The sequence below is a fragment of the Kribbella sp. genome (assembly GCF_035655035.1).
Classification (GTDB): Bacteria; Actinomycetota; Actinomycetes; order Propionibacteriales; family Kribbellaceae; genus Kribbella.
This window is the reverse complement of sequence record NZ_DASRVN010000025.1, coordinates 1-9,539: the sequence shown is the minus strand read 5'-3', so window position 1 is coordinate 9,539 and position 9,539 is coordinate 1. Positions and strand designations below refer to the sequence as shown.

Below are 9,539 nucleotides of genomic sequence, written 5' to 3'. Positions count from 1 at the left end.
CTCGCGCAGTTTCTCGACGTCGTCGAGCAGCGGCTGGCCGGCGTACTCGACGAGCACCTTGCCGAGGATCTCGCCGAGCAGGCGGACGTCGGCCCTGAGTTCCTCAGGCACCTCGAACCGCGCGCGGGTACGGGTCTCACTTCCGGTCTCGCTCACGTTCGCCCACCCTATCGGCGGACGCCCGTACCGCGCTCCCGAGTCCGCCTACTGGAAGCCGATCGTGACCGCGCGTGCAGCTACTTCACAGTATGTGAATCAAACGTTTCCGAAACCGCCCGCCACCACCTGGGAAACGGTGCCGGCGAGCTCGGCCGGGGTGCGGTCGGTGGCGTCGTTGACCAGCATCCGGGCGCAGGCCTCGGTCATCGCCGCGAGCAGTTCGGCGAGCACCGGGAGGTTCGCGTCCGGGTCGGTGACGTCCGGGAGCGACTTCAGCAGGGTCAGCCGCAGGCTCTCGACCAGGAACGCGCGGGCGGCGCGGACCCGCTCGGCGACGACGGGCGCGGCGCCGTACTGCGCTCCGAACACGATCCGCCAGGACTGCGGCTGCTTCGCGACCGCGGCGAGGAACGCGGTCAGGCCGTCGCGGACGTGCTCTTCCGGCGTACCGATGCTGGGATCCGCGGGGAGGGCGCCGACGATCGTGATCACCAGGTGCTGCTCCTCGCGGGCGAGCAGGGCCAGCAGCAGCTCGTCGCGGTTCGCGAAGCAGTCGTAGACGACGGGTTTGGTGACACCCGCGGCGTCCGCGACGGACTGCATCGTCGTACCGGAATAGCCCTTGGCCGCGAACACCTCCAGCGCGGCGTCCAGGATCAGCGGCCGCCGGCGCTCCGGGCCCAGGTGCGGCGCCCGCCGGCGTTTCTCAGCCTCCCCGACCACTTGACAAAGCTACAACAGCGTAGGAAATTCCTACAGTCTGGTAGGGAAGCTCGCCGGAACCCCTTCGGCGGTCCTCCCCGATGAACTGCCGCGGGGGTGGTCGGTGACCGAACGAGGCAGTGCCGGCTGGCTCGAGTCCGAGGGTGTGACCGCCCTGGACGCGAGCGAGCTCGCTCGACTGGTCGACCGGACGTCGGAGCGGGAGCTCCGGCATCGACTCATCGGGGGAGTACGAGAGATCGCGTTGCGCGAGATCTTTCGCCGGATGCCGGAGTACCTCCGACCCGCCCGGGCCGCCGGGTTCGACGCTGTGATCAGCTGGCAGATCACCGGCGCGGGCGGGGCCGGTCGTCCCGAGGCCGTCGACGAGTACTGGCTCCGGGTCCACGACGGCCGCTGCACAGCTGTGCCCCCACAGCCCACTCCCCCCGACATCGCGATCCGCACCGACCCCACCACCCTGCTGCGCATCGTCACCGGCAACGAGGACCCCGTCCTCGCCGTGCTCAAACAGCGTCTCACCGTCCGCGGCGACATGGCCCGAGCCGCCCGCCTCCCCAAACTCTTCACCACCGGCCCCGCCTGACCTCGTCAGCGCTCCCGGGCTTGGCTCGGGTTGGGCTGGGGTGTTCTGACCGGTGCGCCGGTGCCCAGCTCCAGCCGTTGCCCCGGCCGCAGCGACGACACCCCGTCGACGGTGTCCGCCTCGACCAGACCGATCACCCGGCGTACCAGCTTGTCGACGTCCGCGTCAGCCACGCCGGAAACCTATCCCCGGATGGGTCCAGTACGACGGCTGCGGCGGAGGTCACAGGCGGTACGCCGTACTGGCGCGTAGGCTGCCCGTTCATGGGAGAGACCGTGAACATCCACACCACCGCCGGGAAGATCGCGGACCTCGAGCACCGGCTCGACGAGGCCGTGCACGCCGGGTCGGAGCGGGCCGTGGAGAAGCAGCACGCGCGCGGGAAGAAGACCGCCCGCGAGCGGATCGAGCTGCTGCTGGACGAGGGCTCCTTCTCCGAGCTGGACGAGTTCGCGCGGCACCGGTCGACGAGCTTCGGGCTGGCCGCGAACCGCCCGTACGGCGACGGCGTGGTGACCGGGTTCGGCACCATCGACGGCCGCCAGGTGTGCGTGTTCGCGCAGGACTTCACGGTCTTCGGCGGCAGCCTGGGCGAGGTCTTCGGCGAGAAGATCGTCAAGGTGATGGACCTCGCGATGAAGATCGGCTGCCCGCTGATCGGCATCAACGACTCCGGCGGCGCCCGGATCCAGGAAGGCGTCGTGAGCCTCGGCCTGTACGGCGAGATCTTCCGCCGCAACGTCCGGGCGTCCGGGGTGATCCCGCAGATCTCGCTGATCATGGGCCCGTGCGCGGGCGGTGCCGTGTACTCCCCCGCGGTCACCGACTTCACCGTGATGGTCGACGAGTCGTCGTACATGTTCATCACCGGCCCGGACGTGATTAAGACCGTCACCGGCGAGGACGTCACCCAGGAGGAGCTCGGCGGCGCCCGGACGCACAACACCAAGTCCGGCAACGCGCACTACCTCGGCTCGGACGAGGAGGACGCGATCGAGTGGGTGAAGGCGCTCGTCGGGCATCTCCCGCAGAACAACCTCGAGGATCCCCCGGTGTACGACGTACCGGCCGATCTCGAGCCGAACGACACCGACCTCGCGCTCGACGCCCTGGTCCCGGACTCGCCGAACCAGCCGTACGACATGCACACCGCGATCGAGGCGGTGGTCGACGACGGCGACTTCCTCGAGGTGCAGGCGCTGTTCGCGCCGAACCTGATCGTCGGCTTCGGCCGCGTCGAGGGCCGCCCGGTCGGCGTGGTCGCGAACCAGCCGCTGCAGTTCGCCGGCACGCTGGACATCGACGCGTCCGAGAAGGCCGCGCGGTTCGTCCGGACCTGCGACGCGTTCAACCTGCCGATCCTGACCTTCGTCGACGTCCCCGGGTTCCTGCCCGGCACCGACCAGGAGTGGAACGGCATCATCCGCCGCGGCGCGAAGCTGATCTACGCGTACGCCGAGGCGACCGTGCCGATGATCACCGTGATCACCCGCAAGGCGTACGGCGGCGCGTACGACGTGATGGGGTCGAAACACCTCGGCGCCGACATGAACATCGCCTGGCCGACCGCGCAGATCGCGGTGATGGGAGCCCAGGGCGCGGTCAACATCCTGCACCGCCGCGAACTCGCCGCCGCCGACGACGTCGAAACCCGCCGCCAGGAACTGATCACCGAGTACGAGGACCACCTGGCGAACCCGTATGTCGCGGCCGAACGCGGGTACGTCGACGCCGTGATCAAGCCGAGCGAGACCCGCGCCGAAATCATCCGCGCCCTCCGCCTGCTCCGCACCAAACGCGACACCCTGCCCCCCAAGAAGCATGGGAACATCCCGCTGTGAAGATCCTCAAAGGCAACCCCACCCCCGAGGAACTGGCCGCCCTCGTCACAGTCATCGCAGCCCGCGCCGCGACCCCCACCCCCGCGCCCGACACCGACCGCGCGAGCAACTGGGCAACCTACTGGCGCAACTCCCGCACCCCCCTCCACCCCGGCCCCGGCCAGTGGCGCGCCTCGGCGCACCCGTAGATCAGAGCCGGCGGAAGCGGACCACGGGGTACGCCGGGACCTCGCCGGTGTTGCGCTCCGGACCAGGGAAGGCCGTTGCGCCGTCGAGTACCAGGCCGTGGCGGGTGGCGACGGCGGTGAGGTGGGCGAGGGAGTCCTGGGAGCGGGTGGTGTCGGGGCCGCGGGTGTCGGCGTAGCGGCTGGCGTCGGACTTCTCGGTGGTGGTGATGAAGACGCCGTCGGTGCGCAGGACGCGGGCGACCTCGGCGATCACCGGCTCGCTGTTGTCGAGGAGGTGCAGGAGCCAGACGGCGACCACCGCGTCGCACCGGCGGTCGGCGACGGGTAGTTGCGCGGCGTCGGCTGCTGCGACGTGGCCCGGTAGGCGGATGCGGGCCTGCTGGAGCATCGCGGTCGACAGGTCGACGCCGTGTACGAGGTTGCCTAGAGCAACCAGCTCCGCGCCGACGATCCCGGTTCCCACGGCCAGCTCGAGTACTCGACTCCCCTTCGGTAGCAGTTCGTCGACGGCGTGGGCTGCCGCTTGGGCCCGGGCGAGGCCGCCGCGGGTTTCGTCGTACGTGGAAGCGACGGATTCGTCGTACGTGTAGGGGTTCCGGGTGGTCCAGAGGGACGGCCACGGGATGCCGACCTGGAGGAGCATGCGGCGGAGCAGCGGCAGGGAGAGGCCGACGACGTTGTGGTAGTCGCCTTCGATCCCGGTCACGAACGGTCCGCCGAGGCCGTCGACGGTGAAGGCGCCGGCGACCGCCAGCGGTTCGCCGGTGGCGACGTACGCGTCGATCTCGTCGTCGGTCAGGTCCGCGAACCGGACCGTCGTGGAGGACAGTTCGCGCAGCTCCTGCTGCGAGGCGGTGTCGAACAGGCAGTGGCCGGTGTGCAGTACGCCGGTCCGCCCGCGCATCATCCGCCAGCGTTCCCGCGCGACGTCCGGCGTACCGGGCTTGCCGTACGGCTCCCCGTCGAGCTCCAGCACCGAGTCGCAGCCGAGAACGGTCGCGTGATCGGTCAGGCTCGCGACCACCGCGCGCGCCTTCAGCGTGGCGAGCAGCCGCGCGAGCTCGCCCGGGCTCTCCGCGGTGATGTCGTCCTCGTCGACGCCGGAGACGATCACCTCGGGCTCGATCCCCGCGCTGCGCAGCGTCTTCAGCCGGGCCGGTGACGCCGACGCCAGCACGAACCGGGTGCTCACAGCTTCGCCAGCGCCCGGCGCAGCGGGTCCAGGCCGATCGAGCCGAGGTTCAGCGCGTCGGAGTGGAACTCACGCAGGTCGAACGCCGATCCCTTGCGCTGCTTGGCCTCTTCCCGCGCCTGCAGCCAGATCCGTTCACCGACCTTGTACGACGGTGCCTGCCCCGGCCAGCCGAGGTACCGGTTCAGCTCGGCCTGCAGGAACTCCGTCTCCATCCGGCAGTGCGCGCGCAGGAACTCGAACCCGAGCGCGGCGTTCCACCGCTCCCCCGGCCGCCAGCCGAACGGGTTGTCGCGCGGCACCTCCAGCTCCAGGTGCATGCCGATGTCGACGATCACCCGGGCGGCCCGGAACCCCTGCGCGTCCAGCATCCCGAACCGGGCGCCGGCGTCCTCGAGGTACCCGAGCTCCTCCATCAGCCGCTCAGCGTACAGCGCCCAGCCCTCGCCGTGACCGGACACCCAGCAGGCGATCCGCTGCCAGCGGTTCAGCAGGTCGGTCCGGAGCATGGTCTGCGCGACCTGGAGGTGATGCCCCGGCACGCCCTCGTGGTACACCGTGGTGACCTCGCGCCAGGTGGCGAACTTCTCGACGCCGTTCGGCACCGCCCACCACATCCGGCCGGGCCGGGTGGTCAGGTCCTCGCTCGGCTGCGTGTAGTAGATCGAGCCGTCGGAGGTCGGCGCGATCATGCACTGCAGCGTGCGGATCTCGTCGGCGATGTCGAAGTGCGTACCGCCCAGCTCGGCGACGGCCGCGTCGGACAGCTGCTGCATCCAGTCCCGGAACGCCTCCTTGCCCCGGACGGTCCGGGCCGGGTCGTTGTCCAGCAGCGCCGCGGTGGCCTCGATGTCCCGGTCGCCGCCGTTCAGCCCGGCGGCGATGTCCTGCATGTCGTGCTCGATCCGGGCCAGCTCCTGCCAGCCCCACGCGTACGTCTCCTCCAGGTCGACCTTCGCGCCGAGGAAGTTGCGCGAGGCCAGCTCGTACACCTCGCGGCCGCACGCGTCCCGCTCCGGCGCCCGCGGCGCGAGCTCCGCGGTCAGCCAGTCCCCGAACTGCCCGAACGCCTTCCGCGCCGATGCCGCCGCGGCCTCCACGGTCGGCTTTACCGGACCCGACGGCGCCTGCGCGGCCAGCCCGGCGAAGAAGTCGTCGCCCTCGGCGCCGGTCCAGCTGGCGATCCGCTCGGCCAGCCCGGTCACCTGCCGGACCGCGGACACCCGGCCCAGCCCGGCCTGCTCGAGCAGCGTGTCGCGGTACCCGTCGAGCGTCGTACCGATCTGGTTCAGCCGGATCGCGACCACCTCCCAGTCCTGCTGGGTGCCGGTCGGCATCAGGTCGAACACCTGCCGGAGCGCTGCCGGTACCGAGGAGATCGCGTTCAGCTGGTGCTGCGGTACGCCGGCCTCGTACGTCTCCAGCGCCAGCCCGAGCCGCTCCACGAAGGCGTCCTTGGCGACCTCTTCGCGCGGGCTCGACGGCTCGATCGCGCGGGCCTCGGCGAGCGACCGCCGGGTCAGGTCGATCCGGGCCGCGAACCCGTCCGGGGTGAAGTCCGGCAGCTCGTGGTCGTGGCCGGCGATGCCCATCTCGGTGGCGCCGATCGGGTCGAGTACGACGTCGGTTTCGAGGTGCCGCTCCGCGAGCTGGTCGATCGGGCTGTTCGGTGTCGTCACCCGACCGACCCTACCGGCCCGGGGCCGCGCGGGCTGACCTGTTTGTTGCCCGATACTGTGGCGGTCGCTGAACGCCAGCACGAGGGACGAGAGGAACGGCGCGTTGAGCCAGCCACCCTACGGGCCGCCGGGCCAGAATCCGCCGTACCAGCAGGGCCCTCCTCCGCAGGGACAGTACGGACCGCCGCCGCAGTACGGCGCTCCGCAGTACACGCCGCAGTACGGACCGCCACCGCAGCAGGGTCCCGGCTTCGGCTGGGGGCCGCAGTTCGGCCCCGGCCCTGGTGGTCCCGGTCCGGGTGGCCGTGGTCCGGGTGGTCCCGGCTGGCAGCCGCCGCGGCGGAAGAAGTCGAAGGCGCCGCTGATCGCGATCTTCGCGATCGTCGCCGTGGGTATCGTCGGCGCTACGCTGATCGGCCTGGTGAAGAAGGCCGCCGACAACGTGGCGACGCCGCCGGTCGCGCCGACCCGGTACACCCCGCGGCCGACCGCGTCCCCGACCGGCCGGCCCACCTCGACGTCGAGCGGCTCGCCGACCCAGGCCTCCGACGAGACGATCGTGGCGAAGAACGCGATCTACAACGTCGGCCGGATGGCGTCGGTGGGCTGCCAGGAACCTCGGATCCGGCCCACCAACGCCCGGAACGCGGCCGCCTACTGGGCCGCGATCAAGCCCTGCCTCGACAAGGCCTGGAAGCCGCTGGTCGAGAAGGCCGGGTACACGTTCACCTCGCCGCAGATGGCCTACTGGTCCGGGACCACCGTGACGAACCCGTGCGGTGACGGCGCGATCAGCGTGCCGTTCTACTGCTCGGCGAACAACATGCTGTACATGAAGGTCGACGTCTTCGTGCAGGCGTACAACGAGTACCCCGGCGACCCGATCGCCCAGGCGTACGCGCGGATGTGGTACTCCCGGTCGATCGCGCACGAGTTCGGGCACGGCGTACAGAACATGACCGGCATCCTGCAGGCCTCCAGCAAGATCCGGTACCAGCAGCCGGACTACGCCGGCCAGATGCGGATGACGCGCCGCCTGGAGCTCCAGGCGAACTGCTTCGCCGGCGTGTTCCTCGCCGCGAACAAGGCCAGCTATCCGATCAACGGCAACATGCTGTTCGTCTGGAACAAGTACGTCGTCACCGCCGGCGACAAGCCGGAGGAGGGCGACCACGGCAGCGTCGCCAGCCAGGGCCGGTTCATGGGCAAGTCCTTCCTGACCGGCGACCCGGCCAGTTGCAACACCTACGCGGCGTCACCGGCCAACGTCAGCTGACAGCTCCGGAGGCGCGACCTGCTGCCAGGAGTCCAGCAGGATGTCGTGCAGCTCGTCGGCGTCCTCCAGCGCGGCGAGGCGGGCTCGAACCCAGTTCGAGCCCGCTTCGTGTTTCGGCACCCAGAACTTCTCCGGCTCGGCGGCGATCAGCTCCTCGCGCTCCAGCCGCGGGCAGCGGACCGCGAACGACGTTCGGTCGTCCGGCACCGTGACGAACATCCGGCCCGCGACGTCGAACGTCGGGTGCCCCCACCGCTGCTTCTCCACCGTCTCCGGGAAGGACAGCGCGATCCGTCGTACGTCGTCTGCGTCGAGCACGGTCACACTGTAGAACGCCGGCGGCCCGGGAGTAGGAGCCCGACGACGGCACCGGCCGCGACCACCGCGGCGCCGGTCCACACCGCGGGGACGAGACCGGCGACGTACTGCGCCGGCGACCCGTACGAACCGGCCGACGCGAACACCGAGGCCAGTACGGCGACGCCCATCGCGACGCCCACCTCGCGGATCGTGTTGTTCGTCCCGGAGGCCACGCCGCGGTCCGCCTCGGAGACACTACCCATCACCACGCTCGCGGACGGCGCGAACGTCAGCCCCATCCCGACACCGGCCAGTACGAACGGCGCGACGAGTTCGCCGTACTGCGTGCTCGCCGTGGTGACCAGTGCGATCCAGGCGAGCGCCGTCGCGAGGAACACCTGCCCCGCCACGATCAGCGTGCGTGCACCGACCCGGTCGACGATCAGGCCCGCGATCGGCGCGACCACGAGCGGCGCGGCGGTCCACGGCAGCGTACGGACGCCGGACTGGAACGGCGTGAACCCCTGCACGACCTGGAAGTACTGCGCCAGCAGGAACACCGACCCGAACACCCCGACGGCGAACGTGAACGCCAGCACGTTCACCACACTGAACGAGCGGACCGCGAACAACCGCAGCGGCAGCATCGGGGCCGCCGTACGGCGTTCCCAGCCGAGGAACGCGGCCAGCAGCACGCCGCCCGCGATCAACGTGCCCAGTACGCCGGCCGAGGTCCACCCGTCGTCCGCGCCGTGCACGACCGCCCAGACGATGGACAGTACGCCGGTTGTCGCCAGTACGAGCCCGAGCAGGTCGAGGCGTTTCGGCGTACCGGTGGACTCAGTGAGGACGCGGGCGGCGAGCAGTACGGCGACGACGCCGACCGGGACGTTCAGCCAGAAGATCCACTGCCAGTTGAGGCCGTCGACCACCGCGCCGCCGACGACGGGGCCGACGGCGATGCCGAGCCCGGAGATGCCGCCCCAGATGCCGATCGCGGCGCTTCGCTGCTGCTCCGGTACGGCGTCCGCGAGCAGCGTCAGCGACAGCGGCATCACGGCCGCGGCGCCGATGCCCTGGATCGCGCGGGCGCCGATCAGCATCCACGGCTCGGTCGCCAGCGCGCAGACGGCCGACGCGAGCGTGAACAGCGTGATCCCGGCGAGGAACATCCGCCGCCGGCCGAGCCGGTCGCCGATGGCGGCCGCGGTCAGCAACAACGCGGCGAAGGCCAGCGTGTAGGCGTTCACGAACCACTGCAGGTCGGACAGCGACGCGTTCAGTTCGTGCTTGATCACCGGGAGCGCGTTGGTCACCACCAGGTTGTCCAGCGTGACCATGAACGTCGGGATCCCCACCGCCGCGAGCACCACACCGAGCCCGCGCGGAACCGTCACTTGCCTCTCACCGAGAGCGGTCGATGTCATCTTGTACCCCTTGTTGTAATTGACTGATAACAAGCTTGATGACGAGAGTATGCATCCACTGATAACATGTCAACCGACGAGAGGAGAACGTGTGACTCCGAAGGTTCGGCTGACCGCGAAGGAACGCGGCGACGAGGTCCTGGCCGCGGCGGTGCAGGCGTTCGCCGC

General features: G+C 70.4%; 10 protein-coding genes. 4 read left to right on the top strand and 6 right to left on the bottom strand.

Features of this window, described 5'->3' with window-relative positions; all coding sequences use genetic code 11:
* Positions 1–255: 255 nt before the first annotated feature.
* Positions 256–882, bottom strand: a complete 627-nt coding sequence (locus VFF46_RS01720) for a TetR/AcrR family transcriptional regulator (protein ID WP_325035185.1) — start codon at positions 880–882, stop codon at positions 256–258.
* 103 nt (positions 883–985) lie between these two features.
* Between VFF46_RS01720 and VFF46_RS01715 the strand changes: the two genes are divergently transcribed.
* Positions 986–1,468 (top strand): SCP2 sterol-binding domain-containing protein, encoded by a 483-nt coding sequence (locus VFF46_RS01715; protein ID WP_325035184.1) that lies wholly within the window; start codon positions 986–988, stop codon positions 1,466–1,468.
* A 5-nt stretch (positions 1,469–1,473) separates the two neighbouring features.
* On the opposite strand, the gene VFF46_RS01710 is transcribed toward VFF46_RS01715, so the two are convergent.
* The gene (locus VFF46_RS01710; protein WP_325035183.1) at positions 1,474–1,641 is read right to left on the bottom strand and encodes a hypothetical protein; all 168 of its coding nucleotides are present in this window, start codon (positions 1,639–1,641) and stop codon (positions 1,474–1,476) included.
* A gap of 90 nt (positions 1,642–1,731) precedes the next feature.
* Here VFF46_RS01710 and VFF46_RS01705 point away from each other — a divergent pair, with 90 nt between their 5' ends.
* Both VFF46_RS01705 and VFF46_RS01700 read left to right on the top strand, forming a co-directional pair.
* Positions 1,732–3,309, top strand: a complete 1,578-nt coding sequence (locus tag VFF46_RS01705; protein ID WP_325035182.1) for an acyl-CoA carboxylase subunit beta — start codon at positions 1,732–1,734, stop codon at positions 3,307–3,309.
* Positions 3,306–3,497 (top strand): acyl-CoA carboxylase subunit epsilon, encoded by a 192-nt coding sequence (locus tag VFF46_RS01700; protein ID WP_325035181.1) that lies wholly within the window; start codon positions 3,306–3,308, stop codon positions 3,495–3,497. The genes VFF46_RS01705 and VFF46_RS01700 overlap by 4 nt, the downstream gene beginning before the upstream one ends.
* Before the next feature lies 1 nt (position 3,498).
* Here the strand turns inward: VFF46_RS01700 and VFF46_RS01695 are convergent, their stop codons facing one another.
* Both VFF46_RS01695 and VFF46_RS01690 read right to left on the bottom strand, forming a co-directional pair.
* Positions 3,499–4,689: a Maf family nucleotide pyrophosphatase gene (locus VFF46_RS01695; RefSeq protein ID WP_325035180.1), complete on the bottom strand. Its 1,191-nt coding sequence runs from the start codon at positions 4,687–4,689 to the stop codon at positions 3,499–3,501.
* Complete coding sequence (locus VFF46_RS01690; RefSeq protein ID WP_325035179.1) at positions 4,686–6,368, bottom strand: DUF885 domain-containing protein; 1,683 nt, start codon at positions 6,366–6,368, stop codon at positions 4,686–4,688. Before VFF46_RS01690 ends, VFF46_RS01695 begins: the two co-directional genes overlap by 4 nt.
* Before the next feature lie 103 nt (positions 6,369–6,471).
* Between VFF46_RS01690 and VFF46_RS01685 the strand changes: the two genes are divergently transcribed.
* A complete protein-coding gene (locus VFF46_RS01685; RefSeq protein WP_325035178.1) occupies positions 6,472–7,644 on the top strand; it encodes a neutral zinc metallopeptidase in 1,173 nt (390 codons plus the stop codon).
* On the opposite strand, the gene VFF46_RS01680 is transcribed toward VFF46_RS01685, so the two are convergent.
* Positions 7,624–7,962 carry an MmcQ/YjbR family DNA-binding protein gene (locus tag VFF46_RS01680; RefSeq protein ID WP_325035177.1) on the bottom strand — a complete coding sequence of 113 codons (339 nt, stop codon included), beginning with the start codon at positions 7,960–7,962 and terminating at the stop codon, positions 7,624–7,626. The two genes, VFF46_RS01685 and VFF46_RS01680, sit on opposite strands and share 21 nt — an antisense overlap.
* Positions 7,963–7,964: 2 nt before the next feature.
* A complete protein-coding gene (locus VFF46_RS01675) occupies positions 7,965–9,371 on the bottom strand; it encodes an MFS transporter (protein WP_325035176.1) in 1,407 nt (468 codons plus the stop codon).
* Between the last annotated feature and the right edge of the window lie 168 nt (positions 9,372–9,539).

Coding starts and splice junctions, on each gene's coding strand:
- VFF46_RS01705 (WP_325035182.1), top strand. CDS start 1,732: ATGGGAGAGACCGTGAACATCCACACCACCGCCGGGAAGATCGCGGAC.
- VFF46_RS01675 (WP_325035176.1), bottom strand. CDS start 9,371: ATGACATCGACCGCTCTCGGTGAGAGGCAAGTGACGGTTCCGCGCGGG.